The sequence below is a fragment of the Streptomyces sp. NPDC048671 genome, from assembly GCF_055587045.1.
Window position 1 is genome coordinate 1 of sequence record NZ_JBVJHB010000026.1, and the last position, 24,174, is coordinate 24,174.

Consider the following 24,174-nt stretch of genomic DNA (forward strand, 5'->3'; position numbering starts at 1 on the left):
CCCCGGGGCGGGGGCTGGGGGTGTGCCCCCCGCCGCGGGTTCTCCCCCCGCCCGGGGATGGGCCCCCGGCCCGGGGTTCCCCCCCCCGCCGCGGGGGGGGGGGGGGGGGGGGGGCCGGCCCCCCCCACCCCCTTGCACCCGCACGTGCCCTTCCCCACCATCCCGAGGAGTCCGCCATGACCCCCGACCCCGTCGACCGCTTCCCCGAAGACCGGCGGATCAGCCGCAAGACGCTGCTCAAGGCCGCCCTGGTGGCCACCGCGGTCCCGCTGTTCGCCGGGACCGGGGTGGCGCTGGCACGCGACACCGGCTCCACCGGCCTGCCGCTCGCCCCGACACCGGACTGCGACGACGGCGACGCCCCGACCCACGACCAGATCGAGGGCCCGTACTTCAAGCCCAACTCCCCGCTCCGCACCAGCCTGGTGACCTCCGGTACGCCCGGCGTCCGGCTGACCGTCAGCGGCTATGTCTTCGGGCGGGCCTGCGAGCCCGTCGCCGGGGTACTGCTCGACTTCTGGCAGGCCGACACCAACGGTGCGTACGACATGAGCGGATTCGGCTTCCGCGGGCACCAGTTCACCGACGCCTCCGGCGCGTTCACCCTCTCCACCATCGTGCCGGGGCTGTACCCCGGCCGCACCCGGCACATCCATGTGAAGGCCCAGGCGCCCGGCTCGGGGATCCTCACCACGCAGCTCTACTTCCCGGACGAGCCGCGCAACAACACCGACAGCATCTTCGACCCGGCGCTCCTGATGAACGTCCGGGCGGTCGGCTCCGCGAAGGAGGGGACCTTCGACTTCGTCCTCGACATCGCGCAGGACCCGACCGACCCGACCGATCCGACGGACCCGCCCGATCCGGGCGGCAGCTGGGCGACGGGCACGCTCTACAACGCGGGAGACCGCGTCACGTACGGCGGGGTCGCGTACCGCTGTCTGCAGGCGCACACCGCCCTGACCGGCTGGGAGCCGCCGAACGTCCCCGCGTTGTGGGAACGCGGGTAGACGAGCGGACCGGCGGGCACCACCGCCGCCGCGGGTGCCCCGGGCTCCTCCCCGGGGCACCCGCCGTCAGCCGAGGCGCAGTAGCCTGGAGGGACGGCAGGGGGATGGCGGGGGACGGCCCGAGGAGGCCAGAACGCATGGAGACCCTGATCACCGTCGTGGTAGTCATCGGCATGATCGCCGTGGTGGCGCTCGCGATCCATCTGCTCAACGGACGCAACCGCCACCGGCACCTGGCAGCCGCCGCTGCTCCCCGGGACCACGGACTCACCGTGTTCCGCACCCCGGCCGCCGGCCGCCGCGGCGGCGGGACACCGCCTCCGGGGCCGCGTCCGCCGCACAGCCCCTGACCCTCATTTCGCGTCCGAGTAGCGCCGCACCACCGCCGTGGTGAACGGGAAGCGCACCGGTGTTTCGCCGAAGGCGGTCCGTCCGGCCAGTGCGCCGGCGGCCCGGATCGCCTCCACCACCGTTTCGGCCTCCTCCTGCGGGCAGTGCACGACCACCTCGTCGTGCTGGAAGAAGACCAGTTCGGCCCGGAGCCCGGCGGCGGCGAGCGACTGGCGCAGGGCGGCCAGGAGCAGCAGCGCCCAGTCGGCGGCGCTGCCCTGCACCACGAAGTTGCGGGTGAAGCGGCCGCGCGCGCGGGCGTCGGACGAGGCATAGCCGGGCGGGAACCCGCCGTCCGGGTGCTCGGAGCCGTCCGCCGACGGGTCGTCGCCCTCCTGCGGGATTCCGGCCTCCCCGTCGTCCCCGCTGCCGGCCGCGGGCGGGCTGGTGCGGCCGAGCCAGGTCCGTACGAGACGGCCTTCCTCCCCGGCCTTCGCGGCATCGTCCACATAGGCGACGGCGTGCGGGAACCTTCGGCGCAGAGCGGCCAGATTCTTCAGGCCGTCCCCCGAGGTCTGGCCGTAGACGGCGCCCAGCAGGGCGAGCTTGGCGTGGTCGCGGTCGCCGTGGAAGGCGCGGTCGGACAGCGCGGTGTACAGGTCGCCGTCGTGGCCGGCCACCTCCATGAGGCCCCGGTCGCGGGAGATCGCGGCCAGCACTCTCGGCTCCATCTGGTCGGCGTCCGCGACGACCAGCCGCCAGCCGTCGTCGGCGACGACCGCCTGCCGGATCACCTTGGGGATCTGGAGGGCGCCGCCGCCGTTGGTCGTCCAGCGGCCGCTGACCGTGCCGCCCGGCTGGTACTCGGCGCGGAAGCGGCCGTCGCGGACCCAGTCCTGGAGCCAGCTCCAGCCGTGGGCCGTCCAGATCCGGTAGAGCTTCTTGTACTGGATGAGCGGCCGCACCGCCGGGTGGTCCAGCTCCTCCAGCTCCCAGCGGCGGGTCGATTTCACCTTGATGCCGGCCTGGGCGAACGCCCGCACCACGTCGGCGGGGAGGTCAGGGCGGACCCTGCGGCCGAAGGCGGCGGACACCTCGTCCGCCAGCTCGGCCAGCTTGCGGGGCTCGCCACCGCCCGCGTACCGCTCGCCCAGCAGCTCCTGAAGGACGTCCCGGTGGACGTCGGCCCGCCAGGGCAGCCCCGAGCGGTTCAGCTCGCCGGCGACCAGCATGCCGGCGGACTCGGCGGCCGTCAGCAGGAGCATCCGGCCCGGACGGTCCGTGGCGCCGTGGCGGGCGAGCTGGTCCGCGTAGACCTGGAGCAGGGCGTCGAAGGGCAGGTCCGTGCCGGACCTGGGTTCGAACAGGGAGGACTGGGGGCCGGGCACCGCCGAGCGCGGCGGCGGATCCGGCGGCACCGGGGCGCGCAGCAGCCGGGCGTGGGCGGCGGCAGCGGAGCGGGGTTCGCCGAGCCGGCCCTCGTGTCCCAGCAGGAGGGACTCGGCGGCCTCGATGTCGTAGCAGCGCGCCACGGGCACCCCGGCGGCGAGCAGCCGGGGGTAGATCTCGGCGGTCGAGCGCCACACCCAGCGGGTGACGCCGGGACGCGAGCGGACGGCCTCGACCAGGTCGGGTTCGGTCACGACGGGGGCGGTGGGCAGGCCGGTGGGGTCGAGCGGGACGAGGCGGGCGCCACCGCTCTCCGTGGTGGCCAGGGCCCAGCGTTCGGTCATATGGCCGAGTCTGGCACCCGGCACTGACAGCGAGGCGGCGTGCGCGTACGCGTCGCAGGCGGGAGGATCGGCAGGGGCCTGCTTCGGGGCCCGCAGCAGCCACCGAGGGGACAGGCGCGATGGAAGCGATCGTTTTCGAGGAGTTCGGCGGACCCGAGGTCCTGCATCCGGCCCGGGTCGAGGACCCGCACCCCGGTCCGGGGCAGGTACGGGTGAAGGTCATGGCCGCCGGGGTGAATCCGATGGACTACAAGATCAGGCACGGCTGGATGGAGGAGGCCTTCCCGACCTCGCTCCCGGCGATCCCGGGCGTCGAGTTCGCCGGGGTGGTCGACCGGACCGGGGAAGGGGTCACCGGTGTCGAGGTGGGTGACGAGGTGCTGGGCTGGAGCGCCACCGGTTCCTACGCCGAGTACGCCCTGGCCGATGCCGCGCTCGTCGCCCGCAAGCCGGCCGAGCTGAGCTGGCAGGACGCGGCGGCGCTGACCATCGCGTCGAACACCGCCCAGCGCGTCCTGGACGAGCTCGCCGTGGGCGAGGGCGACACCCTGCTGCTGCACGGGGCGGCCGGAGCCGTCGGCTCGGCCGCGGTACAACTGGCGGCGGCCCGGGGCGCGACCGTGATCGGTACGGCGTCCGCGGCCAACCACGACTATCTGCGGGTGATCGGGGCGACCCCGGTGGAGTACGGGGAGGGGCTGGTCGGCCGGGTGCGCGAGGCCGCTCCCCAGGGTGTGGACGCGGTCTTCGACGTGGCGGGGCGCGGCGCGCTGCCGGACTCCATCGAGCTGCGCGGCGGCACCACCGACCGGATCGTCACCATCGCCGACCAGAACGCGGCCGAGTACGGGGTCGCCTTCTCCGGGGGCGGCTCCCGGTCCGGGGCGCAGCTGGCCGAGCACGCCCGGCTCGCCGCCGACGGCGAGCTGCGGGTGCCGGTCGAGCGGGCCCTGCCGCTCGTCGACGCGGCCGACGCGCAGCGGCTGAGCGAGGCGGGGCACGTACGGGGGAAACTCGTCCTCCTGCCGTGACGCGTCCCGGCTGGGCGCCGGGGCCGGCCTTTCGAGGATGTGGCTGCCGGTCGGCGTTCGGTATCCACAGGCTGTGGATGAACTTCTCCGGCCGTGCCCCGGCTACCCCGCCCCGCCTGCCCAGCCTCGTCGACTCCACCCCGGCTACCCCGCCCCGCCTGCCCAGCCTCGTCGACTCCACCCCGGCTACCCCGCCCCGCCTACCCTGACCTCATGGAACCGGTGATCGACCAGGCATTCGCGGCTGCTCTGTACTCGGACGGCGACGCCGGTCTCGACACCGGCGCCTCCCTCCTCGCCGCCGACCCCGCCGCCGACGCCGAGCTGCTGCGGCGCGGCGAGGAGTTCGTCCGGCGCGCCTGGGAGCGCGGCTGGCTGCCCGCCGATGTCGTACGGGTCGTCCGGCGCGAACTCGACGAGCACGGGGCCGGTCTGGCCGCCGGGCTGATCACCTCGGAGGTCCGGCGGTACGAGCGGCTGCCGCCCCGCTGGCAGCCCCAGCTGGACGAGCTGCCGCCGGCGCCGCCGGTCAACCGGCCCGACCGGTTCTCGTACGCCTCCGGGCTCCTCGGGCTCTACCGGCTGCTCCTGCGGCTGCCCGCCATCGAGCCGGTCGGGCCCCCGCCCGGTGCGCCGCGCGACGGGCTGAGCCTTCCGCCCGCGCACGACGAACCCCGCATGCTGACCCGTATCCGGGCGCTGCTGGCCAAGGCGGAGGCGACCGGGTTCCCCGAGGAGGCGGAGGCGCTCACCACCAAGGCGCAGGAGCTGATGGCCCGGCACAGCATCGACGAGGCGCTGCTCGCCGCCCGTACGCACAGCAGCCGTGCGCCGGGCGCCTGCCGGATCGGGGTGGACGCCCCCTACGAGACGGCCAAGGCGATCCTGCTCGACGCCGTCGCCTCCGCGAACCGCTGCCGGGCCGTGTGGAACAGCGATCTCGGCTTCACGACGGTCGTCGGCTTCGAATCGGACCTGGAGGCCGTGGAACTGCTCCACACCTCGCTGCTGGTGCAGGGCACCGTGGCGATGACCAGGGCCGAGGCGGGCCAGCGGGCCGGCGGGCGCAAACGGACCAAGACCTTCCGGCAGTCCTTCCTGATGGCGTACGCCCAGCGGCTGGGCCGCCGGCTGGCCGACAGCACCGCCCGCGCCACCGCGGAGGCCGACGCCGAGGAGGGTGCGGCCGGCCCGTCCGCCGCGGCGGACCCCGGGCTGCTGCCCGTGCTGGCCGCCCGCGACATGGCGGTCACGGACACCGCCGAGCGGATGTTCCCGCAGACCACGACCACCCGGGTGCGGGGCGCCACCGACCCGGACGGCTGGACCCACGGGACGGCCGCCGCCGACCGGGCCAGGATGGGCGCGGACGCCCGGGAGATCTCCGGCTGACGGCGTCGGGCGAACCGGTGCGAGGGCGGCGGACGTGGCGGAGGCCGCGGAGATCGCGGGGCCGGTTCGGTGACGGGGCCCGGCCATCGAGCGCGACAAGCCAGGCATAACGGTAAATCCGGTTAGGCTCTGCGCATGAGCTGGCTCCGGGCGCTGAAGGAGACCGCCCGCTCGGGGCTGACGATCGAGCGGCCGCGCCTCGAACCGCTGATCGCCATCCGCGGCGCGGCCGGTCTGGCCCTGGTGATGGGCGTGAGCCTGGCGTTCTTCGGGCCCGTGGTCGCGGCCAGCTCCGCGTTCGGCGCGTTCCAGGCGGCCATCGCCACCTTTCAGCGCAGCTGGCGGCCGCGTCCGGTGCTCGCGCTCGTCTCCGGCGCGAGCCTCGCGGTGTCCACGTTCCTCGGCTATGTCACCGGTTCCCGGCTGGCGCTCTTCATGCTCCTGCTGGTGCTCTGGACCTTCTTCGCCGGACTGGCCTGGGCGGCGGGCCCCACGGGCGGCATCATCGCCGCGTCCAACGTAGCGATCATGCTGGTGACGATCACCCTGCCCACCTCCGTCGCCCAGGCGGCCCTGCACGGGGCGGTGATCGCGTTCGGCGGAGTGGTCCAGGCGGCGCTGATCGTGCTGTTCCCGGTCCGCAGATGGGGCGCCCAGCGCGACGCCCTCGCCGACGCGCTGGCCGCCGAGGCGGACTACGCCCGCAGGCTGCGCCACGACCCGGTCGCCCACTTCGACCCGGTGCCGCTGATGGAGGCCCGCAGCGCGGCCGCCGTCACCCCGCGCCAGGCCCGCCGCCGCCCGGCCGAACTGCACGGCTCACGCGGGGTCGCCGAGCGGATCAGACCGGTGCTCGCCTCGCTCGCGGACCCGGCCATGGGCGTACCGGCCGAGGGCCCGGAGCGCGACCGGGTCCGTGAGCTGCTCGCCGCCGCCGCGTCGTTGCTCGACGCGGCGGCGAGGGCGATCCGGCACGGCGACCCGGTGCGGCTCCCCGCGCCCGCCGTCGCCGCCCTGAAGACCCCCGACACCGGGGCGCTGCTCACCGGCCCGCCGCTCCGCGCCGCCGACCGGCTGGCCGCCCTGCTCTCCGACGTCATCGAGGCGGCCGAGGGCGACGGCACCAAGGAGGAACGGGCCGAGGCCGAGGAGACCGCCGACGCCATCAAGGCGGGCCGGCGCCGGGGCCGGCGGCAGACGGAGCACCAGAAGCGCCCCACCCTGCTGCGGCTGGTCCCGGTCGTGCTCAAGTCGATGCGCCTCGAACTGCACCACGGCTCCCCGATCCTGCGGCACGCCGTCCGGGTCTCCGTCGTCGCCGCCGTCGGCTACCTCCTGGGCACCGCGCTGCCGTACGGCCACGGCTACTGGGCGCCGATGACGGCCGTCATGGTGATGCGGCCGGAGTTCTCCAAGACGTACGAACGCTCCGTGGCCCGCTTCGGCGGCACCGTCGTCGGGGTCTTCCTCGCCACCGCGATCGTCCAGACCGCCCACCCCGGTGTGGGGCTGTCCGCCGTGCTCGCCGTGGTCTGCGCCCTGCTGATGTACCTGCTGATGCGCACCGGCTACGCGGTCGGGCAGGCGTGCGTCGCCGCGTACGTCGTCTTCCTGCTGGGCATGGCGGGTGACGACTGGTCGCAGACCGTCCTGGAACGGGTCGTCCTCACCCTCGGCGGCGGGGTCCTCGCGATGATCTCGTACGCCGTCTACCCGGCGTGGGAGACCCCGCGGCTGCGCAACCGGCTCGGCGACTGGCTGAAGGAGGACGGCCGGTACGCCGCCTCGGTCGTCGACCAGTACGCCGATCCGGCCGACCGCGGTCACGACGACGTGCGCAACGCGCTGCTGCGTACCCGTGCGGCCCGCGTCGCCTGGCAGGAGGCGGTGGCCACCGCCCAGCACGAACCGGTGCGCCACCGCGGTCTCTCGCGCGCCGCCGCGGAAGACACCCAGCACGCCCTGTCCCAGCTCGGCCGGGTCGCGATGCTGATGGAGGCGCACCTCCCGGAGGGCGGCGCCACCCCCGTACCGGAGGCCGCCCCGCTGGCCGAGGCGTTGCGCCGGGCCACCGAGCAGGGCGCGAAGGCGGTGCGGGAGCGGCGGGTGCCGGACTGGGGGCAGGTGCGGGAGGCGCTGAGGAAGTGGGACGAGGAGGAGCGGCTGCGCGAGGAGGGGTCGGACCCGGTCGTACGGAACGGGGCCGCCCTCCTGCTCGAAGCCCTGGAGGAGTTCTCCCGCGGCCTGGACGACGGCTCGCGGCCCGGCGCGTCCGACGACGACTGAGGGGCGCGGTGACGTCCGGCCGGCCGCCAAGGGCCTTACCGGTTACGGGTGTTACGGGGTCGGCAGGCCGGGCAGTCCTTCGAGCGAGTCGGCGTCGGTCTTGCCGAGGGTGTCCTTGGTCCCGCCGTCCCACGAGACGACGAGGGTCTTGCCGTCGTTGGACTCGACGGCCCCCGCGGTCCGGCCGGTGTCGCCGTCGGTGCACTTGAGTTCCAGCGTCACCTTGTCCGTGCCCTTGGCGCTGCCCGAGCAGACATGGGAGTCGGCGATGACGACGGCCTTCCCGGATGCGACGGACAGCACCACGGCCTTGCCGTCGCTCAGCCCGGCCCAGGCGCCCTCCAGCGCCTTGAGCCCGCCGGTGGAAGCGCTGTCCCCGCCGCCCGTCGCGGAGCCGGAGCCGTCACTGCCGGCGGGGGCCGGGGTCGTGGGGGAGCCGGATTCCTTGTCCGTGCCGCCCTTGTCGCTGTCGCTGCCACAGCCGGTGAGCGCGAGCGCGGTCAGCAGGCCGGTGGCGACAACTGCACCGGTACGTACGAGTTTGCGCATGTGGAATTCCCCCTGGATGACGAAAGACCAGCCAAGCTACCAGTGGGTCGCGACGGGCTTGAGGGGGTCGTTTCGGGGAATCGGGAGCGGAACAGGCCCGCCATTCGTCTCTCCTGCGTGAAGCTGTAATCAAAGGAACACCGCGCGTGCACGTGCATCTGCCCATGCATCCGCTCATGCAGGAGAAATTGAACACAGCTATGATCCGAGACAGTTGACACTTGCACCTTGCAACTCGGGGAGCGTCCTGTGCACCACGTGTACAACGGCATGGCGGCGACAGAGCTTCGCGGAGTCGCCTGGCAGAAGAGCAGACACAGCAACTCCCAGGGATCCTGCGTGGAGTTCGCGAAACTGCCCGACGGGGATGTGGCGATGCGCAATTCGCGCCACCCCGACGGTCCGGCGCTGGTCTATACGCCGGCCGAGATAGAGGCGCTGCTGCTCGGCGTCAAGGACGGGGAGTTCGACCACCTCATCGCGGAGGGCTGACCTCCGTCCCGCCGTGCGACACCGCGTCCCGCCGTCGTGCGCGGCGTCGCACGGTCCTCCCGGCGGTGTGTCACGCCGGGTCGGACAGCCGGAAGAGCGCCCAGACGACCTTCCCGCGCAGCGCGGCGCCGGGGGCGCCCTCCGTACTCAGTACGGGTGAGTGGTGCCAGCCCCAGCAGTCGCTGAAGGACTCCACCAGGAAGAGCCCGCGGCCCGACTCCGCGGAGTCGGCGGCCTCCGATGCCACCGGGCTCGCCCGGCTCGGGTCGCGCACCGCGCACACCAGCCGTGAGGTCCAGCGCATCAAGTGCAGCCGCACGGGCGGGTCCTGGGGTTCGCGCGGGATGTCGGCGGGCAGCGCGTGCCGCAGGGCGTTGGTGACCAACTCGGAGACCACGAGCGCGACATCGTCGAACCGCTCGCTCAGATCCCAGCCGGTCAGGGTCGACCGGGTGAACTGTCTGGCCCCGCCGACGGCCTCGTAACGGGCGGGCAGCGTACAGGTGGCTGATCCGGAGACGGCAGAGGGATCGATGGGGGGAAGCCCCTGCCGTAACGGCTCGAGCATCGTCGATCCATTCGTCCCCATGCGAGGCACTCCCGGGATTCGCGGCTGTCTCGGTACTACGGGTACTCGGGTACAGCGGCACAACACGAACGAGCACGCAGGTGCGCGACGCCCATGGTTCCGAATGCGCAGGGCAGATGCAAGGGCAGATGCACGTGCACGCGCCTGACCTGTCCGATCCCGTGCCGGTTCTTGCTCATTTCTTCCTGTGTAGAGTTTTGGAGTCTTGGGCAAGTCTTCCCATTTCCGTAATCGAATGAGTACGGGCTGAAGCGTTTTGATGGCAGAATCCGGCTCTTGGGGTTCAGGGGGAGCCCCGATGCCCGGGAAGCGATGGGGAGGGTTGGACCAGTGGCGGCAGGCGAGTCGAGTGGATCCGTGGTGCGGCGCATCCTGCTGGGCTCACAGCTCAGACGGCTGCGTGACTCGCGCGGTATCACCCGTGAGGCGGCCGGCTACTCCATCCGGGCTTCCGAATCGAAGATCAGCCGCATGGAGTTGGGACGGGTGAGCTTCAAGGCCAGGGACGTCGAGGACCTGCTCACGCTCTACGGCGTCACGGACGAGGTGGAGCGCGACTCCCTGCTCGGCCTGGCCCGTGAGGCCAACGTGGCAGGCTGGTGGCACAGTTTCGGCGATGTGCTGCCCGGCTGGTTCCAGACATACATCGGTCTGGAAGGGGCGGCCTCGCTCATCCGGATCTACGAAGTCCAGTTCGTGCACGGTCTGTTGCAGACCGAGGGCTATGCCCACGCGGTCGTCTCCCGGGGCATGCGCGGCGCCCCCGCTGCCGAGATCGACCGCCGGGTCGCGCTGCGGCTGGAGCGGCAGAAGGCACTCGTCGCCGAGCGGGCCCCCCGCTTCCACGCCGTGCTGGACGAGGCGGCGTTGCGCCGGCCGTACGGCGGGCGCGAGGTGATGCGGGAACAATTGCGGCATCTGATCGAAATGTCGGAACAGCCGAACGTCACTCTCCAAGTGATGCCCTTCAGTTTTGGCGGACATGCGGGGGAGAGCGGTTCTTTTACGATGCTGCGATTCCCGGAATCCGATCTGTCGGACATTGTCTATTTGGAGCAGCTGACAAGTGCGCTCTATCTGGACAAGGCCGAGGAAGTCGCCCAGTACGAAAAGGCGATGGTGCGGCTCCACGCGGACAGCCCAGGGCCCGAGGAGAGCCGGGATCTGCTCCGTGGTCTACTCCAACTCTCCTGAATTTTCAGTACCATGACACCCCCACAGGAGTCTGCACCTGCAGTAAGGGATCGCATGTCCTTCTTCCGCGAGCTGGCCGACCAGTACATCGACGGTGAATGGCGCACCGGCACCGGCTCGTGGGACATCATCGATTTCAATCCCTACAACGGGGAAAAGCTCGCCGCGATCACCATCGCCACCGTCGAAGAGGTCGACCGCGCCTACCGCGCCGCCGAGCGCGCGCAGCGGACCTGGGCCACCACGAGTCCGTACGAGCGCGCCCGGGTCATGGAGCGGGCCCTGCGCATCACCGAGGAGCTGGCCGACGAGATCGTCGAGGCGGTCATCGACGAGCTGGGCGGCACCCGGACCAAGGCGTGGTACGAACTCCGCGCCGCTCAGGAGTTCCTGCGCGAGGCCGCCCATCAGGCGCTGCACCCCGGCGGCCGGATCCTGGCGTCCCCGGTGGACGGCAAGGAGAACCGGCTCTACCGGCGGCCCGTCGGGGTCGTCGGCGTCATCAGCGCCTTCAACTTCCCCTTCCTGGTGACGATGAAGTCGGCCGCGCCGGCCCTGGCGCTCGGCAACGCGGTCGTCGTCAAGCCCAACCAGAACGCCCCGGTGGTCGGCGGCGGGCTGGTCGCCAAGATCTTCCACGACGCGGGGCTGCCGGCCGGGCTGCTCAACATCCTGGTCACCGACGTCGCCGAGATAGGTGACGCGTTCATAGAGCACCCCGTCCCCAAGGTGATCTCCTTCGCCGGATCGGACCGGGTCGGCCGCCACGTCGGCGCGACGGCGGGGGCGCTCTTCAAGCGCACCATCCTCGAACTCAGCGGCAACAGCGCCCTGGTGGTGCTCGACGACGCGGACATCGACTACGCGGTCGACGCCGCGGTCTTCAGCCGCTTCGTCTACCAGGGCCAGGTCTGCATGGCCGCCAACCGCATACTGGTGGACCGGGCCGTCGCGCCCGAGTTCACCGAGAAGTTCACCGCACGCGTGGCGGCGCTGCGGACCGGGGACCCGCGTGACCCGGACACCCAGATCGGCCCCGTCATCAACACCTTCCAGGCGGACGCCCTGACCGCGCTGGTCGACCAGGCGGTCGCGGACGGGGCCACGGCGCTGGTCCGGGGCCGCACCCGCGGCAATCTCGTGGAGCCCACCGTGCTCGCCGGACTCGCGGACGACTCCCCGCTGCTCTCCCAGGAGATCTTCGGCCCGGTGGCGCTGCTGGTCACGTTCGACGGCGAGGAGGAGGCCGTACGGATGACCAACGACAGCCCGTACGGGCTCAGCGGTGCCGTGCACACCGCGGACGCCGAACGCGGGGTCCGGTTCGCCCGGCGGATCCGCAGCGGGATGTTCCACGTCAACGACGCCACCGTCCAGGACGACCCGCTGGTCGTCTTCGGCGGCGAGAAGCAGTCCGGGACGGGCCGGCTGAACGGTGACGCGACGGTGGACGCCTTCACCACCCAGAGGTGGATATCGATCCAGCACGGCCGGAGCGTTTTCCCGCTCTGAATCGCGCACGGCTACTCTCGTCAAAGTTGAGTAGAGAGGTGTGTGGGTATGTCCGCGATCCGGCTACTGGTCCTCTGTGCCGTGCGGCAGCACGGCCGGGCGCACGGCTATCAGATCCGCAACGACCTGGAGTACTGGGGCGCCCAGGAGTGGTCCAGCGCCAAGCCGGGATCGATCTACCACGCACTGAAGCAGATGGCGAAGCAGGGCGTCCTGCTCGCCCACGAGGTCGCCCCGAGCACGGCCGGCGGCCCGCCGCGTACCGAGTACGAGATCACCGAGCAGGGCGACGAGGAGTACTTCACCCTGCTGCGCGCGGCGCTGACCTCGTACGACCAGAAGCTGGACGTGCTGTCGGCGGGCCTGGGCGGCATCGTCGACCTGGAGCGGTCCGAGGCGGTGTCCCTGCTCAAGGAGCGGGTGGCGGGACTGGCCACGTGGCGGGCGTCGGTCACCGAGTACTACACGCCCGAGGCGGGCCCCGAGTCGATCGGCCACATCGGCGAGATCATGAACATGTGGGTGCACTCGGCGGACGCCGGCGCCGACTGGACGCGAGGGCTGATCGCCCGGATCGAGGGCGGGGCGTACACCTTCGCGGGTGAGGGCGAACCGTTCGTCGGCGTGCTCGCCGAGGGCGAGGAGAACCCGTACGCCACCGGTGTCGCCGATCCCGGGGATGCCCACTAATCAAGTTTGACGAATGCAGTGCGGCCGGTTACCTTTCCCTCGCTAGTCAAATTTGACTACGAGAGGGTGTGGCGATTTTGACCGACGCGATCGTCGTCGAGGGAGTGCACAAGCGGTACGGCGCGAAGCGGGCCCTGGAGGGCCTCGACCTCGCGGTCGCCCGCTCCACCGTGCACGCGGTGCTCGGCCCCAACGGCGCGGGGAAGACCACCGCGGTCCGCATCCTGTCGACCCTGCTGCGGCACGACGAGGGCCGGGTGGAGGTGGCGGGATGCGACGTACGGCGGCAGGCGGGCGAGGTCCGGCGCCGGATCGGGCTGCTCGGGCAGCACGCGGCGGTCGACGAGCAGCTCGGCGGCCGGCAGAACCTGGAGATGTTCGGGCGGCTGTACCACCTGGGCGCACGCCGGGCGGGCGTCCGGGCGGACGAGCTGCTGGACCGGTTCGGGCTCGCGGACACCGGCCGCAAGGCGGTCGCGCGGTACAGCGGCGGTATGCGGCGGCGGCTCGATCTGGCCGCCTCGCTGATCACGGACCCGGAGGTGCTCTTCCTGGACGAGCCGACGACCGGACTCGACCCGCGCGGCCGGGCCGAGGTGTGGGCGGCCGTGCGCTCCCTGGTGGGCGGCGGCACGACCGTACTGCTGACCACCCAGTACCTGGAGGAGGCCGATCAGCTCGCGGACCGGATCTCGCTGATCGACGGCGGACGGGTGGCCGCCGAGGGCACGGCCGACGAGCTGAAGGCGAGGGTGGGCGGCGACCGGATCGACGTCGTCGTCCGCGACGCGGCGCAACTGGACCGGGCGGCCGGGCTGCTGACCGGCGGCGCGGTGGTGGACCGGGACCGGCGGCTGGCCGGCGCACCGGCCGGGGACCGGATGGCGACGCTCGCCCGGACCGTACGGGTGCTGGCGGAGGCGGGCATCGAGGCGCAGGACATCGCGGTGCGCCGGCCGACGCTGGACGAGGTGTTCCTGTCCCTGACCGGGCACGGGCCGGATGACGCGGAGGTGGCGGCATGAGCGCGGCGGGCTGGGCGGTATCCGATTCCTGGACCATGACCCGGCGCGAACTGGCGCACTGGGCACGGCAGCCGGTGCAGGTCGTGGTGGGTCTGGTCTTCCCCGTGATGCTCCTGCTGATGTTCAACTACCTGGTCGGCGGCGGGCGCGGCGTCGAGGGGGACACCGCCGAGTACCTGGTGCCCGGCATGCTCGCGCTCACCATGGCCTTCGGCCTGGAGTCCACCATGCTCGCGGTCACCCGGGACCTCGACAAGGGGGTCGTCGACCGGTTCCGTTCGATGCCGATGGCCTCCGGCGCGGTGCTGGTCGGCCGGTCCGTCGCGGACATGCTCCAGTCGGTGGCCGCGCTCGCCGTGATGACGGTGGTGGGGTACGCGATGGGCTGGCGGTGGCACGACGGGCCGGCCGCGGCGCTGGGGGCGGTGGGCCTGCTCCTGCTGCTGCGGTTCGCGATGCTGTGGCTCGGCATCCTGCTGGCGCTGGTGGCCGGGCGGCCGGAAATGGTGCAGGCGGTGCAGATCCTGGTCTGGCCGATCGGCTTCCTCTCCAACGTGTTCGCGGTGCCGGAGTCGATGCCGGGGTGGCTGGGCGCGGTCGTCGAGTGGAACCCGATGTCGGCGACGGCCACGGCGGTGCGCGGACTGTTCGGCAACCCGGGCGGCGGCGGGGACTCCTGGGCCGCCGCCCACGCCGGACTCCTCGCGGTGCTCTGGCCGTTGGCGCTGCTCGCGGTGCTCCTCCCGCTCGCGGTACGGCGGTTCGCGCGGCTGAACCGCTGAGGGTTCCGGCCGGTCCTCGGCGCCGGCCGCCTCTCAGTGGTGGAAGGCCGTGGCCGGACCGTGGTCCCGGCTCAACGGGTGCTCCTGGGAGCGCAGTTCGGGCAGCAGCAGCCGCAGGTCCTCCAGCAGCAGTTCCGCGAGGTCCGAGGAGAAGCCGTTGCGGCACACGATCCGCAGCACCGACAGATCCTGCCGGTTCGCGGGGAAGGTGTACGCCGGCACCAGCCAGCCGCGCTCGCGCAGCCGCCGCGACACGTCGAAGACGTCGTACGCCGTCACCTCCGGCGCGGTCGTCAGCGCGAACACGGGCAGCTGGTCCCCCCGGGTGAGGAGCCGGAAGTCGCCCAGGTCCTCGATCCGTTCGGCCAGGCCGCGGGCCACGTCCCGGGACGCCTGCTGCACGGCCCGGTAGCCCTCCCGGCCCAGCCGCAGGAAGGTGTAGTACTGCGCCACCACCTGGGCGCCGGGCCGGGAGAAGTTCAGCGCGAAGGTCGGCATGTCGCCGCCCAGGTAGTTGACCCGGAAGACCAGTTCCTCGGGCAGCTCGGCGGGCGAGCGCCACAGCGCCCAGCCGACACCCGGGTAGACCAGCCCGTACTTGTGCCCCGAGGTGTTGATCGAGGCGACCCGGGGGAGCCGGAAGTCCCAGACCAGGTCCTCGTCCAGGAACGGCGCCACCATCGCCCCGGACGCCCCGTCCACATGGACGGGGATGTCGAGGCCGGTGCGCTCCTGGAGCGCGTCGAGCGCGGCGCACAGTTCCTCGATGGGCTCGTAGGAGCCGTCGAAGGTGGAACCGAGGATGCCGACCACGCCGATGGTGTTCTCGTCGCAGAGGTCGGCGGCGGCCTGCGGGTCGAGATGGAAGCGGTCGCCCTCCATCGGGACGAGGCGCGGTTCGACCTCCCAGAACGTGCAGAACTTGTCCCAGCAGACCTGCACGTTCACGCCCATGACCAGATTGGGCCGGGCGGTCGCCGGGTAGCGGTCGGCGTTCCGCTTGGACCAGCGGCGCTTGAGCGCGAGCGCGGCCAGCATGCAGGCCTCGCTGGACCCGGTCGTCGAACAGCCCACGGCCGTCGAGGGATCGGGGGCGTTCCAGAGGTCGGCGAGCATCGCCACACAGCGCCGCTCCAGCTCGGCGGTGCGCGGGTACTCGTCCTTGTCGATCATGTTCTTGTCGGTGCACTCGCTCATCAGCACCCCGGCCTGGGGTTCCATCCAGGTGGTGACGAAGGTGGCGAGGTTGAGCCGGGAGTTGCCGTCGAGCATCAGCTCGTCGTGGACCAGGCGGTACGCGGTGGCGGGCGGCAGTGCCGCGTCCGGCAGCTTGTGCCGGGGCGGTGCCGACTCCATCCCCGCCGTCGGGTCGGCCTCCCCGAAGAACGGGTTGAGGGCCAGCCTGCGCTGCTCTGCGGACGGTTCGCTGCGGGGTGAGCCCTTGTGGAGCGGCATCGCCGACCTGCCCTTCTCGGTTCCTGGCCGCGAGGCCGTACGAATCCGACCATACGGACAGTTCGGGCGGGTGGCGCGCCGGGGAGGCCGCCCGGGTTCACCGCAGCGGCGTGCCGTCCTCCCTCAGCTGCATCTGCGGACGTCCCGTCGCCAGCAGCCAGGCCGGCAGCGAGGCGACGCAGAGCAGCGGGAGCAGGTTCATGTCGGAGGCCAGGACCGCGGCAGTGAACAGGCTGAGCCAGCCCATGCGGGTGATGGCCAGCAGCACCCCCAGCACCCCGCAGGTCACCGCGAGGGACACCGGTACCGCGTCGACGAGCGCGTGGGCGCACAGGCCGAGTGCGACGCCGGAGAAGACGGCCGGGAAGATCCGGCCGCCCCGGAAGCCGCAGGCCGCGGCGATCAGCAGGGCGGCGGTCTTCACCACCGCCATGAGCCCGAGTTCGGCGGCCGACCGGCCGTCCGGGTCGGCGGTGAGTTCCTTGACCTCGTCCAGCCCCTTGAACAGGGTGAGGTGGCCGCCGAGCGCTCCGAGCAGGCCGAGCAGGAGTCCGCCAAGCGTCAGCGCCAGGACCGGGTGCGGCAGGGCACGGAAGGCCTTGTGCGCGTACGGGAAGGCGTACACCGCCGCCAGCCCCAGCACCGCCCCGGCGGAGGCGATCACGATCGCGGAGAGCAGGTCGCCCCAGTGGGTGTGGGTGTACGCGGGCAGCGACAGGTCGAAGCTGGGGTGGGCGGCCAGGTTCATGGTGAGGGCCCCGGCCGCGCCGGCCGCGAGGGGCCCGAAGAGCCGGTCCCAGAGCGCTCCGGGCCCGGAGTGGGAGGCGAGCGTCTCGGTGAGGATCAGCGCGGCGGCGACGGGGGTGCCGAAGAGCGCGCCGATGGTGCCCGCCGCGGCGAGCGCGAGCCATACGGCGGCCGGGGAGTCCGGCGCGAACCGCCGGCCCGCCCAGCAGGCCAGTGCGATGTTCGCGGCGGTGATCGGGTTCTCCGGACCCAGGCTGACCCCGCCCGCCAGGGCCAGGACCGTCACGGCCAGCAGGCCCGGCACCGTGCCCGGCGGCAGCGGCGGATCGACCAGGCCCGTGGTCGCCGGGTCGGGCCCGGCCCGGCCGGGCACCGCCCGGATGACCAGCCCGGTCACCAGGCCCGTCGCGGTGAGCATCACGATCATCCACAGCGAGGAGTACCGGCCGGTGGACAGGGCGTCCGGCAGCGTCTGCCAGAGCACGTCCTGAAGCTTCTCCGCGAGCAGGCTGACGCCGAGCAGCACCAGGGCCGAGACCACCCCCACGGCCAGGGCGGGCACGAGGAGGGACAGCAGCCGGCGCGCGGGGACCGGTTCGGCGGACACGGCGGAGTCGGTGGACATCGGCTCACCATAGCGAGGCAAAAGCCCTGTAACCGTCCAAAAGGTCGGAGTGCGGCGGCCTTTCGGGCTCGCACCCCGTAACCGCTCAGAGCTTGCTGATCACCGCGGCCGTTCCGTACGCGCAGACCTCCGTGCCCACGTCGGCCGCCTCGGACACGTCGAAGCGCATCGTCAGCACGGCGTTGGCGCCCCGCGCCTTCGCCTGCTCGACCAGCCGTTCCATGGCCTGGTTGCGGGTCTCGACGAGCGTCTTGCTCAGCCCCTTCAGCTCGCCGCCGATGATGGACTTCAGGCCGGCGCCGATCTGGCTGCCCAGATGCCGGGACCGGACGGTCAGGCCGAACACCTCACCGATGACCTGGGTGACCTGGTGGCCGGGTACGTCATTGGTGGTGACGACCAGCACATCGGCCTGTGCCCTCTGGCCACCGCCGTAATCCTCAATGCCCATGGTTGTGGCACCTCCTGGGACCGAGTTTTGCCCCGGTTCGCCCCGCGTGCATCTCCACGGGGGCCAGTGGAACCCGGAGGGGCTCCGTTGCGTTGATAGCTTTGGGCGGCCACGCAGCCGCCATCGACCACATCCTGGAGTCCGGACCCTTGAATACGCTTGCGCTCGGACCGAGCTGGCTGGACCCGGACTATCTCATCGGGCAGTTCGGGCTGATCGGTGTGCTGGTCATCATCTTCGCCGAGTCCGGGCTGCTGATCGGGTTCTTCCTGCCCGGAGACTCCCTGCTGTTCACCACGGGTCTGCTGGTGACGACGGACAAGCTGCACACCCCGCTGTGGCTGGTCTGCCTCCTGGTCGCACTGGCGGCGATCATCGGCGACCAGGTGGGCTACCTCTTCGGCCGCAAGGTCGGCCCGTCGCTCTTCAACCGTCCGGACTCCCGGCTCTTCAAGCAGGAGAACGTCGAGAAGGCCCACGAGTTCTTCGAGAAGTACGGCCCGAAGTCGCTGATCCTGGCCCGCTTCGTGCCCGTCGTGCGGACGTTCACGCCGATCATCGCCGGTGTGAGCCGGATGAACTACCGCTCGTTCATCACGTTCAACATCATCGGCGGGATCCTCTGGGGCGTCGGGGTGACGCTCCTGGGCGCGGTCCTGGGCAAGATCGAGTTCGTGCACGAGAACATCGAGGCGATGCTCGTCCTGATCGTGCTGATCTCGGTCGTGCCGATCGGCATCGAGTTCCTGCGCGCCCGCAGCAAGTCGAAGAAGCAGGCCGCCGCGGTCGCGGGGGACGACGAGAGCCAGGACCCGGCCGCCGGAGGCGGCGGCGCCGCCGGGCGCCGCGGCCGTCACGCCAAGCGCTGACGCCCGCCCCGGCCAGTCCGTGCCGGGCCCTCGCGGGCCCTGCGCACGGCCTCAGAAGCCGCGCGTCCGCTTGGCTGCGCGGCGGTTCGCGCCACCGACCGCACCCGGCACCCGCATGAACAGCCGGGAGATCTCGCTTCCCAGGTTCACCCCGATGGCGATGGCCCCGGCCGTCGCCACCGCGGTCGACAGCGAGGCGAGACCCTGGTCCAGCCGGTCCTGAGCGATGCCCAGCAGACCGAAGTACGTCGCGGAACCTGGCAGCAGCGGACCGATCGCGGCCGTGATGAACGGCAGCGACGAGGTGTAGCGGTACCGGGAGAACAACTGCCCGAACAGCCCCACGAGACCGGCGGCCACCGCCGTGGCCGCCACCGGCGAGACCCCGCTGGTCCGGGTCAGCGCCCCGAAGATCACCCAGGCCACACCGCCGTTGAGGGTCACCGCCAGCACGGTGGAACGTTCCTGCTGGAGCAGGATCGCGAAGGCCAGGCTCAGCACCATCGACGCCAGGATCTGGATCACCGGCCGGTCGTGCGAGATGAGCCGCGCCTCCGGGTTCAGCTTGGCACCCAGCTGGAGGCCCCCGTACAGCACCAGCAGCACACCGGCGACGATGCCGATGAAGAAGTACATGACTTCCAGGAGCCGGGCTGCCGCCGTGATGTAGTAGCCGGTCAGGCCGTCCTGCACCCCCGCCACCAGGGCCCGCCCCGGCAGCAGCGCGAACAGCCCACCGGTGATGACCGCAGACGGCCGTACGTCGGCCCAGTGGGTGAGCGTGAGCGCCACCCCCATCGCGGCGGGCGGCATCGCGGCGGCGACGAACTGGTAGAACTCCGGGAGCCCGCGCCCGGCGCACAGCCAGGCCAGCCGGTCCCCGAGCATCGCGCCGAGCGCCGCGATCAGGAACACCAGGAACCCGCCGCCGACCAGCACCGATGCCGCGCCCGCCAGCCCGCCGGCGGCCAGCGTGAGCACCCAGCCGGAGTAGGGGTGCCGGTTGCGGCGGATCTCCGCGAGGCGCCGGTAGGCCTCTTCGAGCGAGACCTCGGCCTCTTCGGTGTTGATGTCGTCGATGAGCCGGAACACCGCGGCCAGCCGGGTGTAGTCGGTGCCGCGGCGGCGTACCGTACGGCTCGCCGTCACCGGGTCGTCGACCAGCGAGGGCTGGTGCGAGATCGACAGCAGCGTGAAGGTGACGGTCGGTTCGCAGCGGTCCAGACCGTAGCTGCGGGTCACGGCGAACATCGCCGCCTCGACGTCCTCGGCGCCCTCACCGCCGGCCAGCAGCAGTTCCCCGATACGCAGTGTCAGGTCGAGCACGCGCGGCACCGCGGGACCCGCGTCGTCGTGCTTCTGGACCGGCTCCGGCGCCGGGCGCTCGGCCACCGGCATCCGCAGCATCGTGCGCATCCGGTCCTGCCAGGGGGCTTCCTTGGTCAGCCGGATCATCGGGATGCCGTGCGCGGGCGTGAAGGCGGGCGAGTCCCGGGCGCTGTAGGTGCGCGGCGGGGCGAAGGCCGAGCCGGTCGGGTCCGTTCCCCAGGCCGTTCCGGAACCGGAAGCGGAACCCGCTCCCCAGCCGGATCCGGAACCCGGCGGCTCAGGCGTCAGGCCGGACGGAAGGGCGAACTCCGAGGTCGGATGGTCCTCCTCGGACGGCGGCGCCGACTTCCCCACCCCGGCAGGCTGGGAGAACGCGCTGCGTGCCTCGTCGGCCTGGGGCTTCTGGTCCTCAGGACCGCCCGGCTCCGCCACCACTGACCTCACTCATCATCGGCTGCGCGTCTTCGGTAGCGCTCCTGCCCAGTATGGCCACGGACACCGCCGACCACGCGAAATGGGCGGCACACCGGTGAAGGTGTACCGCCCGTCGCCTGCGCAGAACCGTAAACGGAACCGTGATCGGTGCCGTCGACGGAGCCGGGCGGGATGTCAGTGCGCGCCGCCCTGCGCCTCAAGGCGCTTGTACGAGTTCTCGATCTCGGCCTCGGCCTCGGCACGGCCGACCCAGTCGGCGCCCTCGACGGACTTGCCGGGCTCCAGGTCCTTGTAGACCTCGAAGAAGTGCTGGATCTCCAGACGGTCGAACTCCGACACGTGGTGGATGTCGCGCAGGTGCTCCACCCGGGGGTCGGAGGCCGGCACGCACAGCAGCTTGTCGTCGCCCCCTGCCTCGTCCGTCATCCGGAACATGCCGATCGCGCGGCACTTGATGAGGCAGCCGGGGAAGGTCGGCTCCTCCAGGATGACCAGCGCGTCCAGCGGGTCGCCGTCCTCGCCGAGGGTGTTCTCGACGAAACCGTAGTCCGCCGGGTAGCTGGTCGAGGTGAAGAGTCGACGGTCCAGACGGATCCGACCGGTCTCGTGGTCCACCTCGTACTTGTTCCGCGAACCCTTCGGAATCTCGATAACGACGTCGAACTCCACGGGTGGCTCCTCCATGATCAACACATACGACTGATGGTTAAGTGTCCCTCACGGGGATGTGTGCTCGCGAAAGGGGCTGGTCAACGGTGGCCGAGCCGGTGAAAAGACCGTCGATCAATCCGTTCGGCAAGCTGAGCGGGGCGGCCCTGACGGACCACCTCGACCTGCGGAACGGGCTGAACAACTGGCAGTTCACGGCCGTCTCCGCCGTTCTCGGCCTGGCGCTCGCCGCCGGCGCCGTCCTCGCCGCCGGTCCCTGGGACTCGGGTCAGCGTAAGGCCGAGCAGGACTGGGCGGCCGCTCGGGCCCGTACAGGTGGCGCACATCACGACCCGGACGCGCCCGGCGGACCGGCCCCCGCGCCCAGCGCCCCGGCCGTGCTCGCGGCGCTGGGCACCGCCGCCGACCGGTCCGCGCCGGACGCCCCCGGCGCCCCGGACGGCGCGGCGGCCGAACTCCGCGCCGTACTGGGCCCGCTGCTGAAGGACCCCGCGCTCGGCACCCGGCGCAGCGCCGTAGTCATCGACACCGCCACCGGCGAGCGGCTGTACGGGATGGGGGCCGACACCCCCATGACACCGGCCTCCACGGTCAAGATCGCCACCATGGTCGCGGCCCTGACCGCGCTCGGCCCCGACCACCGCATCCCCACCACCGTCCGGGCCTCCGCGGACTCCCGCACCGTGACCCTGGTCGGCGGCGGCGACCCCACCCTGGACCGGGCGGCCCTGCGCTCCCTGGCCGCCGGCACCGCACGCGCCCTGAAGGACTCCGGGGTCCGCGAGGTCCGGCTCCGGTACGACGCCTCCGGCTACTCCGGGCCCGCGCTCCACCCGATCGGCCCCAACGAGAACATCGCCCCGCTGAGCGCCCTGATGGTCAACGAGGGGCGCCTCGACGACACCGCGAGCGGACCCGCCCCGCGCAGCACCGACCCCGCCCGCGACGCCGCCGACGCCTTCGGCGAGCTGCTGGACGAGGCCGGGATCGACACCGGGTCCGGACCCGGCCCAGGGCGGGCGGCCGCGAAGTCCAGGGCGGTCGCCAGGCACCTCTCCGTCCCGCTGTCCGGCCTCGTCGAGCGGGCGCTGACCAACAGCGACAACGACATCGCCGAGGCGCTCGCCCGGCAGACCGCGCTGGCCGCGGGCGAACCGGCGGACTTCGACGGCGGCCGACGGGCCGTCACCGCCCAGCTGAAGAAGCTGAAACTGCCGCTCAAGGGCGTGAACTTCGCCGACGGCAGCGGGCTGAACCGTCAGGACAAGGTCACCGCCGCACTTCTCGCCGGTCTGCTCGCCCGTACGGCCGATCCGGACCACCCCGAACTTCGGCCCGTCCTCACCGGGCTCCCGGTGGCCGGCTTCAGCGGCACGCTGAGCGGCCGCTACACGACTAAGTCCGGCGGCACGGGCCTGATCCGCGCCAAGACCGGCACCCTCACCGGCGTCAACACCCTCGCGGGCACGGTCGTCGACGGACACGGGCGGCTGCTCGCGTTCGCCTTCCTGGCATCGGGCACCACCGATCCGTCCGGCGCCCAGTCCGCCCTGGACTCGCTCGCCACCGCGCTGGCCGCCGGCAAGCGCTGACAGGCAGCCGGTCAACACCTCACCGCATCAAGGGCCGAGCACGTACGGTTGACGCATGACGAGCATCGGTGGTGCGGGGATGGTCGACTGGAATCTCGCGGTTGCGACCGCGACCCGGCTTGTGCGGCCGGGACCCGAGATCAGCCGCGAGGAGGCCCGCGAAGTCGTCGCGGAGCTGCGCAGGCATGCCAAGGCCGCGGAGGAACACGTCCGTGCCTTCACCCGGATGATCCCGGAGGGCACCGAACCGGAGGACACCCCGGTCCTGGTCGTCGACCGGGCCGGCTGGATCAAGGCCAACGTGGCGGGCTTCCGCGAGCTGCTGCGCCCCCTCCTGGAGAAAATGGAGGAGCGGCGCGGCGGCGGCGCGGGCGGCGCCGTGCTCGGCGCGGTCGGCTCCAAGGTGACCGGGGTGGAGGTGGGGATGCTGCTGTCGTTCCTGGCCTCCCGGGTCCTCGGCCAGTACGAGACGTTCGCCCCCGCCACCCGTGACCTCCCCGCATCGGCCGACGGCGGCGGCAGGCTCCTGCTGGTCGCGCCGAACATCGTCCACGTCGAACGGGAGCTGGAGGTCGACCCGCACGACTTCCGCCTCTGGGTCGCCCTCCACGAGGAGACCCACCGCACCCAGTTCACCGCGGTGCCCTGGCTCCGTGACCACCTCCAGGGTGAGATCCAGTCATTCCTCGACGAGACCGACGTCGACCCGATGACGGTGCTGGAACGGCTCCGCGAGGCCGCGCAGTCGCTGGCCGGCGGCCGGCCCGAGGGCGAGGAGGGCGAGGACGGCGGGCGCAGCCTCGTCGAGGTCGTGCAGACCCCCGCCCAGCGCGAGATCCTCAGCCGGCTCACCGCGGTGATGTCCCTGCTGGAGGGGCACGCGGACTACGTGATGGACGGCGTCGGCCCCGAGGTGGTGTCCTCCGTCGGCGAGATCCGGGAGAAGTTCCAGCAGCGCAGGGCGCAGGGCGCGAGCCGGCTCGACCAGGCGCTGCGCAAGCTCCTGGGCCTCGACGCCAAGCTGCGCCAGTACCGGGACGGCGAGCGCTTCGTGCGCGCCGTGGTCGACGAGGTCGGCATGGACGGCTTCAACCGGGTCTGGACGTCGCCCAACACCCTTCCGACGAAGGCGGAGATCGCCAGGCCGGCGGACTGGATCGCGAGGGTGCACCGTAAGGCAGAGTCATGATCACGGCGCGAACAGGGGCTCGTGGCCACAGGTAAACGCGCCGGTAATCACCCATCCGAGGGACCGTAGGGGCATGGGAAGCCGTGCAATGCTCGATGAACGGCATTGCTCTGTCACCATCGACGCACTCTGAGTGACGGCACTCTTTCCTGTCCCGGCACTCCGAGGCACCTCTCCGAAACTTCACGAAGGGCACCG

22 protein-coding genes are annotated in these 24,174 nt (G+C 72.1%); 14 read left to right on the plus strand and 8 right to left on the minus strand.

What is annotated here, in order from left to right:
- Positions 1 to 176 precede the first annotated feature (176 nt).
- Both ACZ6S6_RS35275 and ACZ6S6_RS35280 read left to right on the plus strand, forming a co-directional pair.
- Positions 177 to 1,010: a dioxygenase family protein gene (locus ACZ6S6_RS35275; RefSeq protein ID WP_469709100.1), complete on the plus strand. Its 834-nt coding sequence runs from the start codon at positions 177 to 179 to the stop codon at positions 1,008 to 1,010.
- Positions 1,011 to 1,147: 137 nt separating this feature from the next.
- Positions 1,148 to 1,360: a hypothetical protein gene (locus ACZ6S6_RS35280; protein WP_362964222.1), complete on the plus strand. Its 213-nt coding sequence runs from the start codon at positions 1,148 to 1,150 to the stop codon at positions 1,358 to 1,360.
- Positions 1,361 to 1,363: 3 nt separating this feature from the next.
- Here ACZ6S6_RS35280 and ACZ6S6_RS35285 read toward each other — a convergent pair whose 3' ends face one another.
- Entirely contained in the window at positions 1,364 to 3,073 is a 1,710-nt protein-coding gene (locus ACZ6S6_RS35285) for a bifunctional 3'-5' exonuclease/DNA polymerase (protein WP_469709102.1), read from the minus strand.
- 119 nt (positions 3,074 to 3,192) lie between these two features.
- On the opposite strand from ACZ6S6_RS35285, the gene ACZ6S6_RS35290 reads away from it, so the two are divergent.
- The 3 genes from ACZ6S6_RS35290 (at position 3,193) to ACZ6S6_RS35300 (ending at position 7,782) form a co-directional block, all read left to right on the plus strand.
- The gene (locus tag ACZ6S6_RS35290; protein ID WP_362964218.1) at positions 3,193 to 4,104 is read left to right on the plus strand and encodes an NADP-dependent oxidoreductase; all 912 of its coding nucleotides are present in this window, start codon (positions 3,193 to 3,195) and stop codon (positions 4,102 to 4,104) included.
- Positions 4,105 to 4,317: 213 nt separating this feature from the next.
- Positions 4,318 to 5,496, plus strand: a complete 1,179-nt coding sequence (locus ACZ6S6_RS35295) for a DUF2786 domain-containing protein (RefSeq protein ID WP_469709105.1) — start codon at positions 4,318 to 4,320, stop codon at positions 5,494 to 5,496.
- A gap of 135 nt (positions 5,497 to 5,631) precedes the next feature.
- A complete protein-coding gene (locus tag ACZ6S6_RS35300; protein ID WP_469709106.1) occupies positions 5,632 to 7,782 on the plus strand; it encodes an FUSC family protein in 2,151 nt (716 codons plus the stop codon).
- 51 nt (positions 7,783 to 7,833) lie between these two features.
- Here the strand turns inward: ACZ6S6_RS35300 and ACZ6S6_RS35305 are convergent, their stop codons facing one another.
- Complete coding sequence (locus ACZ6S6_RS35305; RefSeq protein ID WP_469709108.1) at positions 7,834 to 8,331, minus strand: hypothetical protein; 498 nt, start codon at positions 8,329 to 8,331, stop codon at positions 7,834 to 7,836.
- A gap of 249 nt (positions 8,332 to 8,580) precedes the next feature.
- Between ACZ6S6_RS35305 and ACZ6S6_RS35310 the strand changes: the two genes are divergently transcribed.
- Complete coding sequence (locus tag ACZ6S6_RS35310; RefSeq protein ID WP_073733643.1) at positions 8,581 to 8,823, plus strand: DUF397 domain-containing protein; 243 nt, start codon at positions 8,581 to 8,583, stop codon at positions 8,821 to 8,823.
- 70 nt (positions 8,824 to 8,893) lie between these two features.
- Here the strand turns inward: ACZ6S6_RS35310 and ACZ6S6_RS35315 are convergent, their stop codons facing one another.
- On the minus strand, positions 8,894 to 9,391 hold the full coding sequence (locus tag ACZ6S6_RS35315; RefSeq protein ID WP_362964210.1) for an ATP-binding protein: 498 nt from the start codon (positions 9,389 to 9,391) through the stop codon (positions 8,894 to 8,896).
- Positions 9,392 to 9,724: 333 nt separating this feature from the next.
- Between ACZ6S6_RS35315 and ACZ6S6_RS35320 the strand changes: the two genes are divergently transcribed.
- The 5 genes from ACZ6S6_RS35320 (at position 9,725) to ACZ6S6_RS35340 (ending at position 14,615) form a co-directional block, all read left to right on the plus strand.
- Positions 9,725 to 10,606, plus strand: coding sequence for a helix-turn-helix domain-containing protein (locus ACZ6S6_RS35320; protein WP_123460079.1), 882 nt, complete (start codon positions 9,725 to 9,727; stop codon positions 10,604 to 10,606).
- A 54-nt stretch (positions 10,607 to 10,660) separates the two neighbouring features.
- Positions 10,661 to 12,118 (plus strand): aldehyde dehydrogenase family protein, encoded by a 1,458-nt coding sequence (locus tag ACZ6S6_RS35325; protein WP_362964208.1) that lies wholly within the window; start codon positions 10,661 to 10,663, stop codon positions 12,116 to 12,118.
- Positions 12,119 to 12,166: 48 nt separating this feature from the next.
- Positions 12,167 to 12,808 carry a PadR family transcriptional regulator gene (locus ACZ6S6_RS35330; RefSeq protein ID WP_469709110.1) on the plus strand — a complete coding sequence of 214 codons (642 nt, stop codon included), beginning with the start codon at positions 12,167 to 12,169 and terminating at the stop codon, positions 12,806 to 12,808.
- A gap of 104 nt (positions 12,809 to 12,912) precedes the next feature.
- The gene (locus ACZ6S6_RS35335) at positions 12,913 to 13,833 is read left to right on the plus strand and encodes an ATP-binding cassette domain-containing protein (RefSeq protein WP_469709167.1); all 921 of its coding nucleotides are present in this window, start codon (positions 12,913 to 12,915) and stop codon (positions 13,831 to 13,833) included.
- Positions 13,830 to 14,615, plus strand: a complete 786-nt coding sequence (locus ACZ6S6_RS35340; protein ID WP_469709112.1) for an ABC transporter permease — start codon at positions 13,830 to 13,832, stop codon at positions 14,613 to 14,615. Before ACZ6S6_RS35335 ends, ACZ6S6_RS35340 begins: the two co-directional genes overlap by 4 nt.
- Before the next feature lie 33 nt (positions 14,616 to 14,648).
- Here the strand turns inward: ACZ6S6_RS35340 and ACZ6S6_RS35345 are convergent, their stop codons facing one another.
- The 3 genes from ACZ6S6_RS35345 to ACZ6S6_RS35355 form a co-directional block, all read right to left on the minus strand.
- Positions 14,649 to 16,070: a glutamate decarboxylase gene (locus ACZ6S6_RS35345; RefSeq protein ID WP_469709114.1), complete on the minus strand. Its 1,422-nt coding sequence runs from the start codon at positions 16,068 to 16,070 to the stop codon at positions 14,649 to 14,651.
- 97 nt (positions 16,071 to 16,167) lie between these two features.
- Positions 16,168 to 17,442 carry an ion channel protein gene (locus tag ACZ6S6_RS35350; protein WP_469709116.1) on the minus strand — a complete coding sequence of 425 codons (1,275 nt, stop codon included), beginning with the start codon at positions 17,440 to 17,442 and terminating at the stop codon, positions 16,168 to 16,170.
- Positions 17,443 to 17,527: 85 nt separating this feature from the next.
- Positions 17,528 to 17,893 carry a YbjQ family protein gene (locus tag ACZ6S6_RS35355; RefSeq protein WP_469709118.1) on the minus strand — a complete coding sequence of 122 codons (366 nt, stop codon included), beginning with the start codon at positions 17,891 to 17,893 and terminating at the stop codon, positions 17,528 to 17,530.
- Positions 17,894 to 18,042: 149 nt separating this feature from the next.
- On the opposite strand from ACZ6S6_RS35355, the gene ACZ6S6_RS35360 reads away from it, so the two are divergent.
- Positions 18,043 to 18,762, plus strand: coding sequence for a DedA family protein (locus ACZ6S6_RS35360; protein WP_362964198.1), 720 nt, complete (start codon positions 18,043 to 18,045; stop codon positions 18,760 to 18,762).
- 51 nt (positions 18,763 to 18,813) lie between these two features.
- Here the strand turns inward: ACZ6S6_RS35360 and ACZ6S6_RS35365 are convergent, their stop codons facing one another.
- Together ACZ6S6_RS35365 and ACZ6S6_RS35370 are read right to left on the minus strand one after the other, a co-directional pair.
- Positions 18,814 to 20,526, minus strand: a complete 1,713-nt coding sequence (locus tag ACZ6S6_RS35365) for a threonine/serine exporter family protein (RefSeq protein ID WP_362964196.1) — start codon at positions 20,524 to 20,526, stop codon at positions 18,814 to 18,816.
- Between the two features lie 174 nt (positions 20,527 to 20,700).
- Positions 20,701 to 21,195 (minus strand): inorganic diphosphatase, encoded by a 495-nt coding sequence (locus ACZ6S6_RS35370; RefSeq protein ID WP_123460069.1) that lies wholly within the window; start codon positions 21,193 to 21,195, stop codon positions 20,701 to 20,703.
- Between the two features lie 86 nt (positions 21,196 to 21,281).
- On the opposite strand from ACZ6S6_RS35370, the gene dacB reads away from it, so the two are divergent.
- Positions 21,282 to 22,787 (plus strand): D-alanyl-D-alanine carboxypeptidase/D-alanyl-D-alanine endopeptidase, encoded by a 1,506-nt coding sequence (gene dacB, locus ACZ6S6_RS35375; RefSeq protein ID WP_469709120.1) that lies wholly within the window; start codon positions 21,282 to 21,284, stop codon positions 22,785 to 22,787.
- Between the two features lie 55 nt (positions 22,788 to 22,842).
- The gene (locus ACZ6S6_RS35380) at positions 22,843 to 23,976 is read left to right on the plus strand and encodes a zinc-dependent metalloprotease (RefSeq protein WP_362964192.1); all 1,134 of its coding nucleotides are present in this window, start codon (positions 22,843 to 22,845) and stop codon (positions 23,974 to 23,976) included.
- The last annotated feature ends 198 nt before the right edge of the window (positions 23,977 to 24,174 follow it).

Excerpts from the sequence above, each read along its gene's own strand:
- ACZ6S6_RS35330 (WP_469709110.1), top strand. The coding sequence starts at position 12,167 with ATGTCCGCGATCCGGCTACTGGTCCTCTGTGCCGTGCGGCAGCACGGC.
- ACZ6S6_RS35305 (WP_469709108.1), bottom strand. The coding sequence starts at position 8,331 with ATGCGCAAACTCGTACGTACCGGTGCAGTTGTCGCCACCGGCCTGCTG.
- ACZ6S6_RS35350 (WP_469709116.1), bottom strand. The coding sequence starts at position 17,442 with ATGTCCACCGACTCCGCCGTGTCCGCCGAACCGGTCCCCGCGCGCCGG.
- ACZ6S6_RS35300 (WP_469709106.1), top strand. The coding sequence starts at position 5,632 with ATGAGCTGGCTCCGGGCGCTGAAGGAGACCGCCCGCTCGGGGCTGACG.
- ACZ6S6_RS35380 (WP_362964192.1), top strand. The coding sequence starts at position 22,843 with ATGACGAGCATCGGTGGTGCGGGGATGGTCGACTGGAATCTCGCGGTT.
- ACZ6S6_RS35275 (WP_469709100.1), top strand. The coding sequence starts at position 177 with ATGACCCCCGACCCCGTCGACCGCTTCCCCGAAGACCGGCGGATCAGC.
- ACZ6S6_RS35295 (WP_469709105.1), top strand. The coding sequence starts at position 4,318 with ATGGAACCGGTGATCGACCAGGCATTCGCGGCTGCTCTGTACTCGGAC.
- ACZ6S6_RS35285 (WP_469709102.1), bottom strand. The coding sequence starts at position 3,073 with ATGACCGAACGCTGGGCCCTGGCCACCACGGAGAGCGGTGGCGCCCGC.
- ACZ6S6_RS35280 (WP_362964222.1), top strand. The coding sequence starts at position 1,148 with ATGGAGACCCTGATCACCGTCGTGGTAGTCATCGGCATGATCGCCGTG.
- ACZ6S6_RS35345 (WP_469709114.1), bottom strand. The coding sequence starts at position 16,070 with ATGCCGCTCCACAAGGGCTCACCCCGCAGCGAACCGTCCGCAGAGCAG.
- ACZ6S6_RS35290 (WP_362964218.1), top strand. The coding sequence starts at position 3,193 with ATGGAAGCGATCGTTTTCGAGGAGTTCGGCGGACCCGAGGTCCTGCAT.
- ACZ6S6_RS35340 (WP_469709112.1), top strand. The coding sequence starts at position 13,830 with ATGAGCGCGGCGGGCTGGGCGGTATCCGATTCCTGGACCATGACCCGG.
- ACZ6S6_RS35355 (WP_469709118.1), bottom strand. The coding sequence starts at position 17,893 with ATGGGCATTGAGGATTACGGCGGTGGCCAGAGGGCACAGGCCGATGTG.
- ACZ6S6_RS35320 (WP_123460079.1), top strand. The coding sequence starts at position 9,725 with ATGGGGAGGGTTGGACCAGTGGCGGCAGGCGAGTCGAGTGGATCCGTG.
- ACZ6S6_RS35315 (WP_362964210.1), bottom strand. The coding sequence starts at position 9,391 with ATGCTCGAGCCGTTACGGCAGGGGCTTCCCCCCATCGATCCCTCTGCC.
- ACZ6S6_RS35325 (WP_362964208.1), top strand. The coding sequence starts at position 10,661 with ATGTCCTTCTTCCGCGAGCTGGCCGACCAGTACATCGACGGTGAATGG.